General features: G+C 37.2%; 16 protein-coding genes. 6 read left to right on the plus strand and 10 right to left on the minus strand.

What is annotated here, in order from left to right:
* Positions 1-23 precede the first annotated feature (23 nt).
* From HU137_RS05900 to HU137_RS05910, 3 genes are all read left to right on the plus strand, one after another.
* Entirely contained in the window at positions 24-578 is a 555-nt protein-coding gene (locus HU137_RS05900) for a YceI family protein (RefSeq protein ID WP_182042863.1), read from the plus strand.
* A 172-nt stretch (positions 579-750) separates the two neighbouring features.
* Positions 751-1,242: a plastocyanin/azurin family copper-binding protein gene (locus HU137_RS05905; RefSeq protein WP_182042864.1), complete on the plus strand. Its 492-nt coding sequence runs from the start codon at positions 751-753 to the stop codon at positions 1,240-1,242.
* A gap of 240 nt (positions 1,243-1,482) precedes the next feature.
* Entirely contained in the window at positions 1,483-1,815 is a 333-nt protein-coding gene (locus HU137_RS05910; RefSeq protein WP_182042865.1) for a 2Fe-2S iron-sulfur cluster-binding protein, read from the plus strand.
* Here the strand turns inward: HU137_RS05910 and HU137_RS05915 are convergent.
* Positions 1,812-2,345 (minus strand): hypothetical protein, encoded by a 534-nt coding sequence (locus HU137_RS05915; RefSeq protein ID WP_182042866.1) that lies wholly within the window; start codon positions 2,343-2,345, stop codon positions 1,812-1,814. The two genes, HU137_RS05910 and HU137_RS05915, sit on opposite strands and share 4 nt — an antisense overlap.
* Positions 2,346-2,461: 116 nt before the next feature.
* Here HU137_RS05915 and polA point away from each other — a divergent pair, with 116 nt between their 5' ends.
* Positions 2,462-5,269: a DNA polymerase I gene (gene polA, locus HU137_RS05920; protein ID WP_182042867.1), complete on the plus strand. Its 2,808-nt coding sequence runs from the start codon at positions 2,462-2,464 to the stop codon at positions 5,267-5,269.
* 44 nt (positions 5,270-5,313) lie between these two features.
* Complete coding sequence (locus HU137_RS05925; protein ID WP_182042868.1) at positions 5,314-5,805, plus strand: hypothetical protein; 492 nt, start codon at positions 5,314-5,316, stop codon at positions 5,803-5,805.
* 42 nt (positions 5,806-5,847) lie between these two features.
* Here HU137_RS05925 and HU137_RS05930 read toward each other — a convergent pair whose 3' ends face one another.
* The gene (locus HU137_RS05930; RefSeq protein ID WP_182042869.1) at positions 5,848-6,714 is read right to left on the minus strand and encodes a hypothetical protein; all 867 of its coding nucleotides are present in this window, start codon (positions 6,712-6,714) and stop codon (positions 5,848-5,850) included.
* Between the two features lie 144 nt (positions 6,715-6,858).
* On the opposite strand from HU137_RS05930, the gene htpG reads away from it, so the two are divergent.
* Positions 6,859-8,742: a molecular chaperone HtpG gene (htpG, locus tag HU137_RS05935; protein ID WP_182042870.1), complete on the plus strand. Its 1,884-nt coding sequence runs from the start codon at positions 6,859-6,861 to the stop codon at positions 8,740-8,742.
* A 60-nt stretch (positions 8,743-8,802) separates the two neighbouring features.
* Here htpG and HU137_RS05940 read toward each other — a convergent pair whose 3' ends face one another.
* From HU137_RS05940 to HU137_RS05975, 8 genes are all read right to left on the minus strand, one after another.
* The gene (locus HU137_RS05940; protein WP_182042871.1) at positions 8,803-9,774 is read right to left on the minus strand and encodes an N-acetylornithine carbamoyltransferase; all 972 of its coding nucleotides are present in this window, start codon (positions 9,772-9,774) and stop codon (positions 8,803-8,805) included.
* A gap of 6 nt (positions 9,775-9,780) precedes the next feature.
* Positions 9,781-13,023: a carbamoyl-phosphate synthase (glutamine-hydrolyzing) large subunit gene (gene carB / locus HU137_RS05945; RefSeq protein WP_182042872.1), complete on the minus strand. Its 3,243-nt coding sequence runs from the start codon at positions 13,021-13,023 to the stop codon at positions 9,781-9,783.
* Positions 13,024-13,078: 55 nt separating this feature from the next.
* Positions 13,079-13,837: a hypothetical protein gene (locus HU137_RS05950; RefSeq protein ID WP_182042873.1), complete on the minus strand. Its 759-nt coding sequence runs from the start codon at positions 13,835-13,837 to the stop codon at positions 13,079-13,081.
* 2 nt (positions 13,838-13,839) lie between these two features.
* Complete coding sequence (gene carA, locus HU137_RS05955) at positions 13,840-14,925, minus strand: glutamine-hydrolyzing carbamoyl-phosphate synthase small subunit (protein ID WP_182042874.1); 1,086 nt, start codon at positions 14,923-14,925, stop codon at positions 13,840-13,842.
* 86 nt (positions 14,926-15,011) lie between these two features.
* Positions 15,012-16,142, minus strand: a complete 1,131-nt coding sequence (locus HU137_RS05960; protein WP_182042875.1) for an aspartate aminotransferase family protein — start codon at positions 16,140-16,142, stop codon at positions 15,012-15,014.
* Positions 16,143-16,190: 48 nt separating this feature from the next.
* Positions 16,191-17,177, minus strand: coding sequence for an N-acetyl-gamma-glutamyl-phosphate reductase (gene argC / locus HU137_RS05965; protein ID WP_246361485.1), 987 nt, complete (start codon positions 17,175-17,177; stop codon positions 16,191-16,193).
* Between the two features lie 22 nt (positions 17,178-17,199).
* The gene (gene argG / locus HU137_RS05970) at positions 17,200-18,384 is read right to left on the minus strand and encodes an argininosuccinate synthase (RefSeq protein WP_182042877.1); all 1,185 of its coding nucleotides are present in this window, start codon (positions 18,382-18,384) and stop codon (positions 17,200-17,202) included.
* Entirely contained in the window at positions 18,381-18,830 is a 450-nt protein-coding gene (locus HU137_RS05975) for an arginine repressor (protein ID WP_182042878.1), read from the minus strand. The genes argG and HU137_RS05975 overlap by 4 nt, the downstream gene beginning before the upstream one ends.
* Between the last annotated feature and the right edge of the window lie 7 nt (positions 18,831-18,837).

An 18,837-nucleotide genomic window follows, 5' to 3' on the forward strand; every position in this document is an offset into this window, starting at 1 on the left:
ATCCTAAATTCTAAAAAACAATTATGAAATTTTCAATTCTAATTTTAATGATGATGATTTCGTTTGGACTTCATGCCCAAACTAAAAAGATTGACACAGCCAAAAGTTCCATTCATTGGGTAGGTAAAAAAATAACCGGGAAACACGATGGAACGATTAACTTTAAGGAAGGATCATTGGTTTTTGATAAAAACAAATTGAAGGGAGGAAGTTTTACGGTTGATATGACTACGATTAACGCTACGGATGTTTCAGGTGGAGCAAAAGAGAAGTTGGATGCACATTTAAAAGCCGATGATTTTTTTGGGGTAGAAAAATACCCGACTTCTACGTTGAAAATCACAAATATTACCGATAAAGGAAATGGGGTTTATACAGTAACGGCCGATTTGACCATCAAAGCAAAATCCAATCCGGTGACATTTGATATGAATGTTTCTGGTAAATCAGCATCTGCAAAATTATCCGTTGACAGAACGAAATACGATATTACCTACAAATCAGGTTCTGTATTTGACGGTTTGGGTGACAAAGCCATTTCGGACGAATTTGATTTGGAAGTGAAATTGGTTTTTTAAATTAAATTGAAAAATTAAGCTAACGCTGAGAATCGTCATTTTATAGTTCGGTTTTCAGCGTTAACTTTATAGAAAAGCAAACAAATGAAACACCCATGATTAAACTTAAATCATACAGCAGAATCTTATTTGGGTGTTCCATGTATCCGATAAAAACAATAAATATTTATACATGAAAAATTTATTTTTAGCCTTAACTTTTGTATTTACAATTGTATCATGTGGTTCAGATCAAAAAGATTCCACAACTGAAAAACCAAGCACAACGGCATCTGAAGCGCCTAAAACTTCCAATGTTTTGGATATTAAGGGAACGGACGACATGAAGTTCGACAAAACTTCGTTTACCGTAAAATCTGGAGAAGAAATTACTTTGAATTTCACCAATGCCGGCGTTTTACCACTTGAAACCATGGGACATAACGTAGTGGTTTTGGAAAAAGGTGCTGATGTTCAAACTTTTGCTACAGCTTCTGCCAAAGCAAAAGAAACAAATTATATTTCAGACCTGTACATCACCGACATCATCGCCCAAACCAAACTTTTGGGACCAGGTGAGTCTGAAACCATCAAATTTACCTTAAAAGAACCAGGAGAATATACCTTTATTTGTACGTTTCCCGGGCATTGGATCCAGATGAAAGGAATCATAACCGCTATTTAATTTTAAAACATAAAGAGCCTGTTTAAAATTTATATTTTCAAAATCATTTTTTAGCATGGTTAAGGATCAACAAATTGATTAAGAGTTTCTTCAATCATATGATAACTTAACTCATCTTGATTTATGAATTTCTAAATGACTTAATGTTGAATTTTATTTAATCATATTCTAAACTTTGGCAGAATTTGAAGTTTTGCCAAAGTTATTTCTAACTTCGCAATTCTAATTTCTAATTTCGAAATGTCAGACGTAAAAATTACGGTAATCGACCGCGAGGGAATTTCCCATGAAGTAGACGCACCGACCGACATGGCGATGAATGTCATGGAACTCGTTCGTGCATACGAATTGGCGCCGGAAGGAACCATCGGAATCTGTGGCGGAATGGCGATGTGTGCTTCGTGCCAATGCTATGTTCTTTCTGATGACGTCGAACTTCCACCTATGCAAGATGATGAAGAAGCCATGCTCTCTGAAGCCTTTAACGTGAAGGAAAACAGCCGTTTAGGTTGTCAGATCAATATCACGGAAGAATTAGAAGGATTGGTGGTGGAATTGGCGCCTGAGTCTTAATCAAATTGAGAAGCATAAACCATTAAATCCCTATAAATGGGATCGTTAGAGCTGTAAAATTCTTTGATTAATTCTCGTAAATGATTGGCGTCTCTCACCATAATTTGATCTAAATCAGAAAACTCCACATTTTCTTGTTCTAGTGCATTGTGGTCAGCAGTTACGCCACTCAAATAATTCCCATCCCAATCATAAGTCAATAAAAAATTGTCTGGCGTATAACTTCCGCTTCCGGTAATAAACGCGGCATCATCACCACCCATAAAATAAAGTTCAAAATATTGATCATAAGATTCAAAAGAAGCCAGTGCATCAAATTCAACCATTTTGGTTAAACCATCCAAATTGTATTTCACCCGAACCGTTGCCAAACCTTCACCCGCTTCGATGAAATTTTCAGAAACCACAACTGTGTTATAATGAACATCCTGATTGGACCATTTGTAAAAATCGATCATTTCAACTTTTTCAAGTTGAGCTTGTGCTACAAAAAAGAACAATGTAAAAATAAGAGAGAGAGTAGTTTTCATGGGGTTTTAAATTTCTCAAATATAAAATTTCAATTTCAAATTTGAAATAGGTAAATAAAAATTTATAGAAGAAATCTGCAATTTCAGGTTTCTTAATTTTCATACCTTTACCTTCTATGAATACAGAAGACAAACGCTTATTTTTATTGGACGCATATGCGCTCATTTTTCGTGGCTATTATGCTTTTATTAAAAACCCAAGAATCAATTCAAAAGGTCTAAATACCTCAGCCATTTTAGGTTTTACTAACTCCTTATTGGATGTCATAAAAAGAGAAAAACCGACACATATCGCTGTGGTTTTTGATGTTGGACAAGCCACCGTCCGTACCGTGGATTATGACCAATACAAGGCAAACCGCGACGAAACGCCGGAAGCCATCAAAATAGCCGTTCCTTACATTCAAGAAATCATCCGCGCCATGTGTATTCCGGTTTTATTTGCAGAAGGATATGAAGCAGATGATGTCATCGGCACTTTGGCCAAAAAAGCGGAAAAAGAAGGTTATACGACTTATATGGTCACGCCCGATAAAGACTTTGCCCAATTGGTTTCCGATAAAATTAAGATGTATCGGCCGCCGGCTTTTGGAAAAGGAATCGAGATTTGGGGCGTGGAAGAAGTCAAAGAGAAATTTGGTGTTCAGGATCCAATTCAAGTCATCGATTTTCTCGGGATGATGGGCGATAGTGTGGACAATATTCCCGGACTTCCCGGAGTTGGTGAAAAAACGGCGAAAAAGTTTCTAGCGGAATACGGTTCACTAGAAAATCTTTTGGAAAATACCGACAAATTGAAGGGGAAAATGAAAGAAAACATTGAAGCCAACAAAGAGTTGGGAATTCTTTCTAAAAAATTGGCGACGATAATAATCGATGCCCCGGTCGATTTTGACGAAGAAGATTTGACCATGTGCGCACCAGATGTAGATAAAGTCAAAGAAATTTTTAACGAATTGGAATTCAGGCAATTATTAGAAAATTTCTATAGGACATTCAATTTGGAATCAGATGTAGTAGAAAAAACCAAATCTGTTTCTGAATCTGCTGTGCAACAATCCTTGTTTGGTGGTGGAGATGCAGATTCTGGCGAAATTCCTTCAACTGCATTTTTTACGGAAATCGACACCTATGATCATTTGTACCAATTGACCGAAGGAAAAATGGGACGTAAACTTTTAATCGACAAATTGCTCCAGCAAAAGGAAGTTTGTTTCGATACTGAAACGACCGGACTCGATGCTCTGACTGCAGAACTAGTAGGGATTTCCTTCAGTTTTGAGGCCGGAAAAGGCTATTATGTTCCGTTTCCTCAAGATTTTAATGAGGCCAAAGCAATCATCGAGGAATTTCGTCCGTTTTTTGAATCGGAATCGGTTTTGAAAATCGGGCATAATTTGAAATACGATTATAAAGTCTTGTTCAAATATGGAATTGTCCCAAAAGGAAAATTCTTTGACACGATGATTGCGCATTATCTTTTGAATCCCGATATGCGGCATGGAATGGATGTTTTGTCCGAAACTTATTTGAATTATAAACCGATTTCCATAGAGACCTTAATTGGTAAAAAAGGGAAAAACCAAAAACAATTCAATGAAGTAGATTTGGAACAACAAAAAGAATATGCGGTGGAAGATGCCGATGTTACGTTCCAACTCAAAACATTTTTCGCACCACAATTGCCGGAAGTCAATGCCGAAAAATTGTTCCATGAAATCGAAATGCCACTCATGGAAGTGCTTTCCGATATGGAAATCGAAGGAATCCGTTTGGATACTGAAGTTCTAGCAGAACAATCGGTAAAAATTACAGCAGAAATTCTCGAATTAGAGAAAAAAATATTTGAAAAAGCAGGAGAAGCATTCAATTTAAATTCACCCAAACAATTGGGCGATATTTTATTTGAGAAATTAGAATTGGACAAAAAAGCCAAAAAAACCAAAACGGGTCAATACGCAACAGGCGAGGAGGTTTTGACCAAATTGGTCGATAAACATCCGATTATTTCCGACATTTTGGACTATCGTCAATTGCAAAAATTGAAATCGACTTATGTGGATGCTTTGCCCAAAGAAGTTAGTTCGGAAACCCAAAGAATCCATACGACGTTCAGTCAAACGGTTGCTGCAACAGGACGTTTGGCGTCGGTTGGACCCAATTTGCAAAATATTCCGATTCGTTCCGAGCAAGGACGTGAAATCAGAAAAGCCTTCGTGGCCAGAGATGAAAATTATGTGTTGGTTTCTGCAGATTATTCACAAATCGAATTGCGCATCATTGCCGAATTGAGCCAAGATCCGATCATGATGGAAGCTTTCCAAAAAGGAGAGGACATTCACCGAACCACGGCTGCCAAAGTGTTCAAAGTAGCTCTTGATGAAGTAACGCGCGAACAAAGAAGCCAAGCCAAAACCGTGAATTTCGGGATTGTGTATGGAGTTTCTGCATTTGGTCTTTCGGAACAAACCGGACTTTCCCGTGCGGAATCCAAACAATTGATCGATGCGTATTATGAAACCTATCCGACCTTGAAAAAATTCATGGAAGAGCAAATTCATCAGGCGAGAGAAAAAGGCTATGTCGAAACGATTTTGGGAAGAAGAAGGTATTTAAAAGACATCAATTCACGGAATCATGTCGTAAGAAGTTTTGCAGAACGAATTGCTGTAAATGCTCCGATTCAGGGAAGTGCGGCCGATATTATCAAAATTGCGATGATCAATCTACAAAAGGTTTTAAAAGAAAATTACCAAACCAAAATGCTGCTACAGGTTCATGATGAATTGGTATTTGATGTGCCGAAATCTGAATTGGAAACGATAAAACCTATTATCAAAGAAACGATGGAAAATGCGGTGAAAATGCAGGTGCCACTCGAAGTAGAAATCGGCGTGGGACAGAATTGGTTGGAGGCGCATTAGAAGTGCGATTTACGAAATTAGAAGTATGAATTAATATACCATCTATGAAAATAAATCTTTTTATTTTTTCATTTGTAATTTTTTTGGTTTCCTTACTGGTACACTTATTAGCTGTTTTTCAAATTACTGAAATAAGCCGTCTTCCTGTTTTTATTTTACACTTTTTGACAATTGGTATTTCAGCTGTTGCTTTTTTTGACTTACGTTCAAAAGAAGGAAGTAAGATAAACTTTGAGAATTATTTTAAATCTAAATTTTCTGGTAACCTTTTTTGGATTCCCGTAGTGTTACTGATTTTTTTTATTTACAATTTCATTAATTTTTTTGTTGGAATATTTTATAGTGTTGGAACCCCAGATGTTTGGGATAGTAAATATGTTTTACATGATCATGGTAAATTGATTAAAGAAATAACTGAAAATGAATATTTATTAGAAAGAACAAAAGAAGTTAAAATGTTTTCTTCTTTTTGGATAATGTTTTCCGGTCTTGCAATAGCAATTCTCTATGATAAAGAATATTTTATGATTAAATAGATTCTTAAAAGTGCGATTTACGTAGGAGAGACGATTTAATCTCTATAATTCCGTAATTATGGTTCTACGGATGTTGTTCAAATTATAATCGTCATTATCACAATTAATTCGGATGGTAGAATTTTGTCTTTCAAAGTGTTCGTTGAAGTTTTTACAATTCTTTATCGTATGAAATTCCTTTTTAGAAAAATACATAATGATCGGGCGGTAATCTGCAGGTGAATTCGTAGAAACTACTCCTGCCAATGCTCCACCAATTGCTCCTCCTATTCCAACGCCGACTGCAGTTGTGGCAATCAAATTTCCCATGGTTTGTAATGGCATTTCAAAATAAAGGAAATCATCGCCCATATATTTTACGCGAACAAATGTATGTACACCATGTTTTAACACAAAACTTCCTTTTTCATCTTTGCTTTCATGATCAGACGCATGTTTTACACTTACATACACATATCCATTTAACAATACTCCGGCAATGTCTTTGATTTTTTTTGTTTCATAATCCACTACATCGATCAGATCATTTGTGTATTCGTAAAGTCCAAGTCCGATTGATTTTGATCGAAAAGGCATTTCCGTAAGATTTCCATTGATAAGGTCATCAATAGTTAAATAAACCCCACGTCCTTCTCTTTTTTCCGAAAAAGTTTCATTTAATTTAGGTGCGTTTTGATGGAATTGTGTAGAATCGAATTCAAATTTTTCCAGTTTTTTTAATTTCGCATAACTTAAAACATAAGGATAATTGGTATTTCGAAACTGAATCAGCTTATCATTTACATAAACCACATCTTTTGCAGAAACGGTTTCATCAAGTTTCTCAAATTTTAATGTGGCATTCTCAATATATTGTCCAAATGCAATTGAACTCAAAACCAATTGAAATGCAAATAGAATTTTTTTCATTCGAATAGATTTAAGTGTGCAAATCTAAATAAATATGGTTTTAAACCTAAAACTTTAACAAAGAAGGAAAATTCAAAAATGCCATTTTGTCACACTTCCCTTCAATGGTATTTTTTTTGACCAATTGGATGAAAAAAGTACAAAATGACAAAAGGAAGTATCAATGTTTCAGTGGAAAACATTTTTCCACTCATCAAGAAATTTTTATACAGCGACCACGAAATATTTTTAAGAGAACTTATCTCCAATGCGACCGATGCGACTTTGAAGCTCAAACATTTGACCAACATCGGTGAGGCTAAAGTCGAATACGGAAATCCGAAAATCGAAGTAAAAATCGATAAAGATGCCGGAACGCTTCACATCATCGACCAAGGAATCGGGATGACAGCGGAAGAAGTAGAAAAATACATCAACCAAGTGGCTTTTTCAGGTGCAGAAGAATTTCTAAACCAATACAAAGATTCGGCAAAAGATTCAGGAATCATCGGACATTTCGGTCTTGGGTTTTATTCTGCTTTTATGGTAGCCGACCAAGTCGAAATCATCACAAAATCCTTTAAGGATGAACCGGCGGTAAAATGGAGTTGTGACGGAAGCCCCGAATTTACACTCGAAGAAACGAAAAAAGCAGAGCGAGGAACGGAAATCATTTTGCATATAGCGGAAGATTCAAAAGAATTTTTGGACGAACATAAAATCCGTGAACTCTTGTTGAAATACAACAAATTCATGCCGATTCCGATTCAGTTCGGGATGAAAACGGAAACTTTGCCGTTACCGGAAGATGCGGCAGAAGATGCAAAACCGGAAACGATTGAAGTTGAAAATATCATCAACAATCCAACTCCGGCTTGGACAAAAGCGCCTTCAGAATTGACAGATGAAGATTACTTGAATTTCTACCGAGAACTCTATCCGATGCAATTTGAAGAACCGTTGTTTTGGATTCATTTGAATGTGGATTATCCGTTTAATCTTTCCGGAATTTTGTTTTTCCCAAGAATCGGAAACAACGTCAATATCGAAAAGGATAAAATTCAACTCTATCAAAATCAAGTATTTGTAACAGATGAGGTAAAAGGAATCGTTCCTGACTTTTTGATGTTACTTAGAGGTGTGATCGATTCGCCGGACATTCCATTGAACGTTTCAAGATCTTATCTACAGGCTGATGGAGCGGTGAAGAAAATTTCGCAGTACATCACAAAAAAAGTGGCCGATAAAATGGCTTCTTTGGCTAAAAATGAAAGAGAGGAATTCGAGAAAAAATGGAACGACATCAAAGTCGTTTTGGAATACGGTGTGGTTTCAGAAGAAAAATTTGCAGAGAAATCGGAGAAGTTCATGTTGTTTCCAACTGTTGACGGAAAATATTTCACTTGGGAAGAATTGAACGAAAAAATAAAAGACCATCAAACCAATAAAGACGGGAAATTGGTGGTGTTGTATGCGTCACATCAAGATCAGCAAGATGCCTACATTCAAGCGGCGCAGGAAAAAGGCTATGAAGTTTTGTTGTTAGATTCGCCAATTGCTTCACATTTCATTCAGAAATTGGAACAAGAAAAAGAGAATGTAACTTTTGCGAGAGTTGATGCTGATCATGTTCAAAATTTGATCAAAAAGGACGAACCGATACTTTCAAAATTGTCAGATGAACAGAAAGAATCTTTGAAAACTTCAATTGAAAATTCGATCAACAAACAAACTTATACGGTTCAATTGGAAGATTTGAGTTTGAGTGATGCTCCGTTTGTCATCACCCAGCCGGAATTTATGCGTCGCATGAAAGAAATGCAGCAAATGGGCGGCGGTGGAATGTTTGGAATGGGAAATTTCCCGGAAATGTACAATTTGGTGGTCAATACAAATAGTGAATTGGCAAACGAAATCTTAAATAAGCCTGAGGAAGAAAAAGCGCCGCTTATCAACCAAGCATTGGATTTAGCGAAATTGTCTCAGAATTTATTGAAAGGAAAAGAATTGACAGATTTCGTGAAACGAAGTTTCGAAATGTTAAAATAATTCTTTGAATTCATATAAAAAAAACCTCTCTTGTCATTTGAACTTGAGAGGTTTTTGGTTTTATAAATTCTTCAAAATCTCATGAAAAACCGTTTGTGTCGAATAAATGCGATTGGTCGCTTCGGGAATGACGATGGAATGCTCAGAATCCAAAACATCATCGCTCACCACCACATTTCTACGAACCGGTAAACAGTGCATGAATTTTCCGTTATTGGTCAATTTCATTTTGTCGAGTGTCACTTGCCAATCCACTTCAGGCGTTAAAGTTTGTCCATAATTTTTATAACTACTCCAGTTTTTTGCATAGACAATATCTGCACCTTCAAATGCTTTTTCTTGGTCGAATTCGATTTTGGCTCCTTCTGTAAAATCGGGATTTAACTCATTTCCTTTGGGCTGAACGATGGTCAAATCGACCCAATCCACTTTAGAAAACCATTGCGCAAAAGAGTTCGGAACTGCTTGTGGCAAACGTCTCGGATGTGGTGCCCAAGTCATCACTACCTTTATTTTTTTGTCGAAATTTTGATGAGGTTTGTAACCGGAATACTCGGCAACCGTAATCAAATCAGCAAAAGATTGAAGCGGATGCAAAGTCGCACTTTCCAAACTCACAACCGGAACCGAAGAAAGTTCTCTTACTTTATTGAACATCAATTCGTTATAATCTTCATCACGTTCTTCCAACTTTGGAAAAGTCCGCACACCCAAAATATCACAATACGCACTCATCACACCGATGGCTTCTTTGATATGTTCCTGCGTATCGCCGTTCATCACCGTTCCGTCTGCCATCTCCAACGTCCAAGAATCGGCTCCTGCATTTAAAACCCAACAATTTGCACCGAGATTATAAGCGGCTTTAACAGAACTTAATCGTGTTCGTAAACTTGGATTGAAAAATAACAATCCGATGGTTTTGTTTTTCCCTAAATCCTGCTGTCCAAAAGGATTGGCTTTTATTTCCAATGCCGTATTTAAAAGTTGGGTGTAATCTTTAACATCGTTAAAAGAAATGAAATTTTGCATCTTTATTTAATTTTGATTTGAATTTTGGTTTCGATATTCATTCCAACTTTTGATTTCTAAATCTTCAAGACTCAAAGTCGTAAATGCATTGATGTAAGCCGCTGCTAATCTTGCATTGGTAACCAAAGGAATGTTAAAATCCACAGCCGTACGACGGATTTTATAATCATTGTCCAATTCTGCTTTGGTCAAATTCTTAGGAATATTGATGACCATGTCGATTTTCTTGTTTTGTAAATACGAAATTACGTTTGGTTCTTTTTCATCATTTGGCCAATAAACCAAAGTCGAATACACATTATTTTCCATGAAAAATTTATGGGTTCCTTCCGTAGCATAAATTTTATAACCTTTTTCGATCAATTTTTTGGCAGGACTTAGCAAAGCCACTTTGGATTCAATCGGTCCTCCTGAAATCAAAACCGTTTTTTCAGGAATTTTATATCCAACGGAAAGCAATGATTTCAGCAAAGCGTCTTCTGCAGTCGTTCCGATGCAACCCACCTCTCCGGTCGATGACATATCAACAGAAAGCACAGGATCGGCTCCGGCCAATCTCGTAAAGGAGAATTGCGAAGCTTTTACTCCGACATAATCCAAGTCGTAAACAATTTCAGACTTTCCTTTTTCCACTTCTAAACCTAAAAGAACTTTCGTTGCTTTTTCAATTAAATTATTTCCGGAAACTTTGGATACAAAAGGGAAGGATCGTGAAGCTCTGATGTTACATTCGATCACACGAACAGCATTGTTTTTAGACAAAAACTGAATGTTCATCGGACCCGAAATCTCAAAACGTTTGGCAATTTTTTCTGCTACTTTTCTGATTTGTCGGATGGTTTCGATGTACACTTTTTGTGGCGGATAATACATCGTTGCATCACCCGAATGCACGCCTGCAAATTCTACGTGTTCTGAAATCGCATAGTCTACAATGTCTCCATTTTTAACAACCGCATCCAACTCAATTTCTTTGGCGCCTTGGACAAATTCGGAAACCACAATCGGATAATCAGGCGAAACTTCTTTGGCCAATTTTAAAAATGAATTCAATTCGTCTTTGTTGGAAACTACATTCATTGCCGCACCGGAAAGTACATAGGAAGGACGAATCAACACCGGAAAACCAACTTCTCCTACAAATTCATGTACCGCTTCAAGCGAAGACAGTTCCTTCCATCTGGGTTGGTCAATGTTCAATTCATCTAAAATTTCAGAGAATTTATGCCGATTTTCCGCATCGTCAATTCGAAGTGGAGAAGTTCCCAGAATCGGAATATTTTCATCGTATAATTTGATGGCCAAATTATTTGGGATTTGACCTCCGGTCGAAATAATTGTTCCCGATGGGTTTTCAAAATCCAAAATGTCCATCACACGCTCAAAGGACAATTCTTCAAAATACAATCGATCCGACAAATCATAATCCGTCGAAACGGTTTCTGGATTGTAATTGATAATGACCGTTTTAAAACCTTCTTTGGCAGCGGTTTGAGCAGCATTGACACCACACCAGTCAAATTCTACCGAAGAACCGATTCTGTAAACACCCGAGCCCAAAATACAAACTGCTTTTTCGGTTTCAGGTTGCAAATCGTTTTCAGTTCCGTGATAAGTCAGGTACAAATAATTGGTTTGTGCGGGGAATTCAGCTGCCAGCGTGTCGATTTGTTTCGTCACGGGAATGATTCCATAATTTTTTCTTAATTGACGTACAGTCAATTCATTTCGGTGTATTCCCGAATTTCCCTTGATTAAAACGCCGATTTGCTGATCCGAAAACCCCATTTTTTTTGCTTTTGAAAGCAATTCAGGCTGTAATTGTTCAAATCGGATCAATTCTTCCAATTCAACTGAAGTAGAATAAATTTTCTCCAATCGTTGTAAAAACCATAAATCTATTTTAGTTAAATCATGAATTTTTTCAATTGAATATCCGGCTTTAAATGCTTCTGTAATGGCATAAAGTCGCTCATCATTGGGTTCAGACAACCAAGTATCCAATTCTTCACCTTCCGGAATTGTAAAATTATTGGCAACAAAACCACGATGTCCGATGTCCAACATTCTGATTCCTTTTTGGATCGCTTCTTCAAATGAACGTCCGATCGCCATAACTTCTCCGACCGATTTCATGGCAGATCCGATGTTTCTTTTTACACCATAAAATTTATTCAAATCCCAACGCGGCAATTTTACCACACAATAATCCAATGCCGGTTCAAACATCGCCGAAGTAGTTTGGGTAACGCTATTTTTCAATTCAGACAAATTATAACCCAATGCCAGTTTCGCAGCAACGAAAGCCAATGGATAACCAGTTGCTTTGGATGCCAGTGCGGACGAACGTGACAATCTTGCGTTGACTTCTATCACACGGTATTCTTCATTTTTAGGATTGAGTGCGTACTGAATGTTACATTCACCAATCACGCCCAAATGGCGAATGGTGCGGATGGCAACTTCACGTAATTTATGGTATTCGGAATTGCTCAAAGTTTGTGAGGGTGCAACTACGATTGATTCTCCGGTGTGAATCCCGATCGGGTCGAAATTTTCCATGTTACAAACCGTAATACAATTGTCTTCCGCATCACGAACGACTTCATACTCAACTTCTTTCCAGCCTTTTAGGGATTCTTCGACCAAAATTTGGCTGGAATACGTAAATGCTTTTTCGGCCAATTCTTTTAATTCTTCTTCATTATTGGCAAAGCCGGAACCCAATCCACCCAAAGCATAAGCCGCACGGACGATCAGCGGAAATCCGATTTCATTTCCAGCACGAATTGCGTCAGAAACGGTTTCGACCGCTTCACTTCTAGCGGTAAAAACATTGATTTGGTTTAGTTTTTCGATAAAAATATCGCGATCTTCGGTTGCTTCGATTACGGAAATCGGTGTTCCTAGGACTTTGACGTTGTATTTATCGAAGATTTTATTTTTGTTCAATTCTACGGCACAATTCAAAGCGGTTTGTCCACCAAAAGCCACCAAAACACCATCCGGTTTTTCTTTTTGGATGACTTTTTCTACAAAATAAGGCGTAACCGGAAGGAAATAAACTTCGTCGGCAATGTTCTCCGAAGTCTGAACAGTAGCGATATTGGGATTGATAAGTATGGTTTGGATTCCTTCTTCTTTCAAAGCTTTGAGAGCCTGCGAACCTGAATAATCAAATTCTCCAGCTTCTCCGATTTTCAAAGCTCCTGAACCTAAAACCAATACTTTTTTGATGTTTTTGATCATTTTTTTTTGTGTATTTTAACTTCCAAGGTTTTTAAAACCTTGGAAGTTTGGATTTTTATAATATTTTATGGTAAATGTCAAATGAAGGCCAAAGAGAGAACATTTGTCCTTTTACAAAATCGTTGCAATCCATAGTTTTATAGTTTCTAATAAAACTATTTCTGATTTTTTTTCTCGCACTTTCATCTAATCCTTCAAAATTAAAATCTAATTGGTCAGATTTGGAATAATGTTTAATTTGTTCTTTTCTAAATTTTTTACAATCTTTTAATTCTTCTTTGAACTTTTTAGTTTTTTTGAATTTTAAAAATTGCTCTGTTTTGAAATTTTCTAGTTCTATTAAGTTAAATTTAAAGCTTTGTGCGACTAAATTATTTTCTATTCCAAATACAAAATAATCTGCTTCTTCTGGAGTTTTTTCATCCCAGTAATTATCATTATAATCCGAAAAAATTAAAACCTCATTGAGTAGGATTGAGTTAATTTTCTCTTTAATATTATCATTGATGACACTTTTTAGATAAGATAAGCTATCGTTTTCGTTGAAAACAAATGATTTCAGATCTTTGAGCTGTAATTTATTATTTTCAACCTCCCAGACTGCCATGTAGCCTCGCCATAAAGCTGTGTAAAAATACTCATCAGTGATGTAGCCTTCATCTATTACAAATTGATTTAAAATTTCTTCGTGTAAAAATTTATTTTCGATGTAATAACCTTTTCCATTGTAAACCAAACTGTCTTTGATTTGTTCAGTAGCAGATACGTTTGAACAAAAAATAAAACTGATTATTAGAAAAATGAACTTTGACATATTTATACCAATTCTCCTTTATACTTTTTAATTTCATTGATGAATTCATCAAATAAAAATTCTGTATCCACAGGTCCACCCATCGCTTCCGGGTGAAATTGAACTGTGAAAAACGGTTTTTCTTTGTGACGAATTCCTTCACAAGTTCCATCATTCAGATTGCTGAAATAAGTTTCCCAACCGTCCGGCAATTTGGAATCGTCCAATGCAAATCCATGGTTTTGAGAAGTGATGAAACATCTTTTGGTTCCCGCCATGACAACGGGCTGGTTGTGCGAACGGTGTCCGTATTTTAGTTTGAAGGTCGAAGCACCTGCTGCTAACCCAACCAATTGATTTCCCAGACAAATTCCGAAAATCGGTTTGTCTTCGGTCAATGATTTTTTCAAGTTTTCAATGGTCACATCGCACAAAGTCGGATCGCCAGGCCCATTTGAGATAAATAATCCGTCGTATGCCAAAGTCGAATAATCATAATTCCAAGGAACTCTGATGACTTCCACGCCACGTTTCACGAAACAACGAACGATGTTGTTTTTCACACCGCAATCGATCAGAATAATTTTGATTTCGGCGCCTTCGTTGTAGCGTTTTACTTCTTTTAAACTTACTTGATCAACCAGATTATCCAAATTTGGATCGTAAAATTCGATGTCGTTTTCTGCGATGATTTTACCCAAAGTCGAACCTTCTTCACGCAATTTTTTGGTAATGGCGCGCGTATCGACTCCGTAAATTCCGGGAATGTTTTGTTTTTCCAGCCATTCGCCCAATTTCTGAAAACCGTTCCAATGGCTGAATTCATCTGAATAATAGGAAACAACCAATCCGGTCACCTGAATTTGATTGGATTCCATGAAAGCTTCGATTTGGTCAATTATTTCTGTTTCGCTCGGAACGCCATAATTTCCGACAATCGGAAACGTCATGACCATGATCTGACCTTTGTAAGAAGGATCAGTCAAACTATCCGGATAACCCACCATCGCCGTGTTGAAAACGACTTCCCCGGCAGCCGAAATATAGGCTCCGAAAGAATTTCCTTCGATTGTTTGTCCGTCTTGAAATACGAGTTTTACTTTTTTCATTCTTATGTTTTGGGTTTTGAGTCTTGAGTTTTGAGTTTTGAGTTCTATTTTAAAGTGACTCGTAACGCAAAACGCTCAACACATAATTATTTATGATTTAGAATTTCTTCTTCTAGTGCGTTGATGAATTTATCTGCAAATCCTTTGTTCATCGTTAATGGCGGTAAAAGTCGGATAATGTTAGTCTTTGCGTTTCCGACAAATATTTTATGTTTTTGCAATAAATTATTTTTGATTTCGGCGATTGAAAAATCCAGTTCAATTCCAATCATCAAACCTCGTCCGCGGATTTCTTTCACTCTAGGCAAACGGTTCAAAGTTCTTGAAATATAAAATCCGATTTCATCAGCATTTTGGATTAAATTTTCTTTTACAATCACTTCCAAAACCGCTAACGCAGCTGCACATCCCAAATGATTTCCGCCGAAAGTCGTTCCCAAAAGTCCGTGTGAAGCTTTGAATTCCGGAGAGATCAAAACACCTCCGATTGGGAATCCGTTGCCCATTCCTTTCGCAATCGTAATCAAATCGGCTTTGATTCCAGAGTGTTGATGCGCAAAGAATTTCCCTGTTCGTCCGTAGCCAGATTGGATTTCATCTGCAATTAAAATCACTCCGTTTTCTGTGCATAGTTTTCTCAGTCCTTGTACAAATTCATCTGTTGGTAAAATAATTCCGCCCACACCTTGAATCGGTTCGTAAATGACTGCGGCAACTTCTTTCGAATTAATTATTTCCTGAATTTGATTCAAATCATAATCAACAAAAGAAACCGAATGTCCTGCATTGAAAGGTGAGACGATTTTTGGATTGTCTGTCAAAGCAACTGCGCCCGAAGTTCTTCCGTGAAAAGCGCCTTTGAAGGCAATGATGTGATTTTTTCCGGTGTGGAAAGAGGCGAGTTTCAGCGCATTTTCATTGGCTTCCGCTCCTGAATTGCATAAAAAAAGGCTAAAATCCGGATAACCCGACAACTGCCCTAATTTTTCTGCCAATCTTTCCTGAATGGGATTCTGAACGGAATTGGAATAAAAAGCCAATTTTTTCAATTGTTCTTCGATGCTCTTGACATAATGCGGATGGCTGTGTCCGATAGAAATCACGGCATGACCGCCGTAAAGATCTAAATATTCCGTGCCGTTTTCATCCCAAAGAATACAATCTTTGGCTTTGACCGGAGTTACGTTTAGGAGTGGATATACGTCGAATAATTTCATTTTCTAAAAATTTTGTTTCAAGTTTAAGGTTCAAAGTTTCATGTTAGTTTAAAATCCTACAGGTTTTAGATTCAATCCCAAATTTTCTTCCCATCCGAACATCAAATTCATATTCTGAATTGCTTGTCCTGATGCACCTTTGGTCAAATTATCGATGATCGATGTGATCAATAAAACATCATCGTGTTTCTGAATTTGGAGCAAACATTTGTTGGTGTTGACAACTTGTTTCAGTGCGATTTCTGTTTCGGAAACGATGGTAAACGGATGATTTTTGTAATAATTTTTATAAATTTCATTCGCTTCTTTTTCCGTCAAATCTGATTTCACGTATATGCCAGCGAGAATTCCTCTTGTGAAATCGCCACGCATGGGTAAGAAATAAATTTTATGGTCAAATGAATTTTCTAATTGATGAATAGATTGATAAATTTCTGCTTCATGTTGGTGCGAAAATTCTTTATAAAATGAAACGTTGTTATTTCTCCAGCTGAAATGTGTGGTTTCTGAAAGGCTTTGTCCGGCGCCAGTTGAACCGGTTACAGCATTGATGTGAATGTCGTTTTTGATTAAATTCTTTTCTGCCAAAGGCAAAATTGCCAATTGAATTGCCGTTGCAAAACAGCCCGGATTGGCAATGTTTTGAGCGGAAATGATTTGTTCTTTGTTCAATTCAGGCAAACCATAAACGAAATTTCGATTTTCAAAATTTTGATTCGGAGCCAGTCTGAAATCATTGCTCAAATCGATGATTTTAGTCGTTTCCGAATATTTATTTTTGGCTAAAAATTCAGTCGATTTTCCGTGTCCAAGACATAAAAAAACGACATCCGATTCCGCATCAATTTCATCTGAAAAAATCAAATCCGTTTCGCCCAATAAATCATCGTGAACTTTCGAAACAGGATTTCCAGCGTTTGAAGTGCTGAAAATCGAAGTGATTTCGACATGAGGGTGGTTGATGAGAATTCTCAGTAATTCTCCCGCTGTATAGCCTGCTCCGCCAACGATGCTGGTTTTTATATTTTGTTTCAAGTTTAATGTTTCAGGTTTCATGTCAACTCTTGAATGAATGATAAATTTTCAATTGATTTCCAAAGATTTTGATAAATCCTCTCGCATCACGTCCGTCCCAAGCGTCCATGTCTTCGCCGTAAGTGGCAACTTTGGACTGCAACATGTCAAATGGAGATTCAACTCCAACCAAATCAAATCGATACGGATGCAATTCCAAAATGACTTTTCCGGTTACATGATTTTGGGAAGATTCCAAAAATGCTTCGATGTCACGCATCACCGGGTCCAAATATTGTGCTTCATGCAACAATGTTCCGTACCAGTTTGCCAAAGAATCTTTGTGCAACAATTGCCAGCGAGTCAAAGTATGTTTTTCTAATAAATGGTGTGCTTTGATGATCAAATTCGCCGCAGGCGCCTCAAATCCGACACGTCCTTTGATTCCCAAAATCGTATCTCCTACGTGTGTATCTCGTCCGATGGCATAGCTTCCTCCGATTTCATTTAATTTTTGAATCAAATCCACAGGACTCAAACTTTCTCCATTTAATTTCGCAGGAATTCCTTTTTCAAATTCGATTTCGATGGTTTGAGGTTCAGTCTGTGAAAGTTGCGTCGGATAAGCATCTTCGGGAAGTGATTGGTGTGAAGTTAATGTTTCCACACCACCGACAGAAGTCCCCCAAATTCCGACATTGATCGAATATTTCGCTTTTTCCCAACTATATTCTACACCTTGACTTTGTAAATAGTTTACTTCTTGTTGACGCGTCAAACGTTCGTCACGAATCGGCGTGATGATTTCAGATTTCGGAGAAATGACCGCAAAAGCAACATCAAATCGGATTTGGTCATTTCCCGCGCCAGTCGAACCATGGACGATGTATTCGGCATCAACTTGTTTGGCATATTCAGCAATTGCGATCGACTGAAACATGCGTTCAGCACTCACGGAAAGCGGATAAGTATTGTTTTTCAATACATTTCCATAAATCAGAAAGCGCAGACAGTCTTGAAAATATTTCTCCGTAATGTCAATCGTTTCGTGGTGAGAAGAACCCAATTCATAAGCTCTTCTTTCAATTGATTCTAATTCTTCTTTGGTGAAACCACCTGTGTTTACGATGACCGTATGTACTTCAAAACCTTGTTCTTTAGTAAGGTTGACGAGGCAATAAGAAGTGTCCAATCCGCCGCTATAGGCCAATACAGCTTTTTTACTCATGTTGTGATTTTAATATTGGGAATTAAATTTTCGATTTGATGGATGAGGGTTTTTTGGTTGAAATTGACTTGGACGGCAATGAAAATTGTATCGTCGCCGGCAATGGTACCCAGTATTTCTTCAGATTTAAATTGGTCGATTTCGATGGCAATTCGGTTCGCAAATCCAGGACGCGTTTTCAAAACGGCTAAATTTCCGGTGAATGCTAAGGTTTCGGTGTCAGTAGAAATATCTTGAGGTTCGATTTCGGTCAATTGGTAGATATAATTTCCTTTGGAATTGGGTAATTTAGAAACTTTCAATTCTCGCAAATCTCTTGATAAAGTGGCTTGTGTCACGGAAACTTCTTGCGCCAAAAGTTGTTTGATCAATTCTTCTTGATTGCTGATTTCTTGTTTGGAAATCAAATCTTTAATTAAATCTTGTCTGTATAATTTTTCACTCATTTTTGAA

Source organism: Moheibacter lacus (genome assembly GCF_014042165.1).
Lineage (GTDB): Bacteria > Bacteroidota > Bacteroidia > Flavobacteriales > Weeksellaceae > Moheibacter > Moheibacter lacus.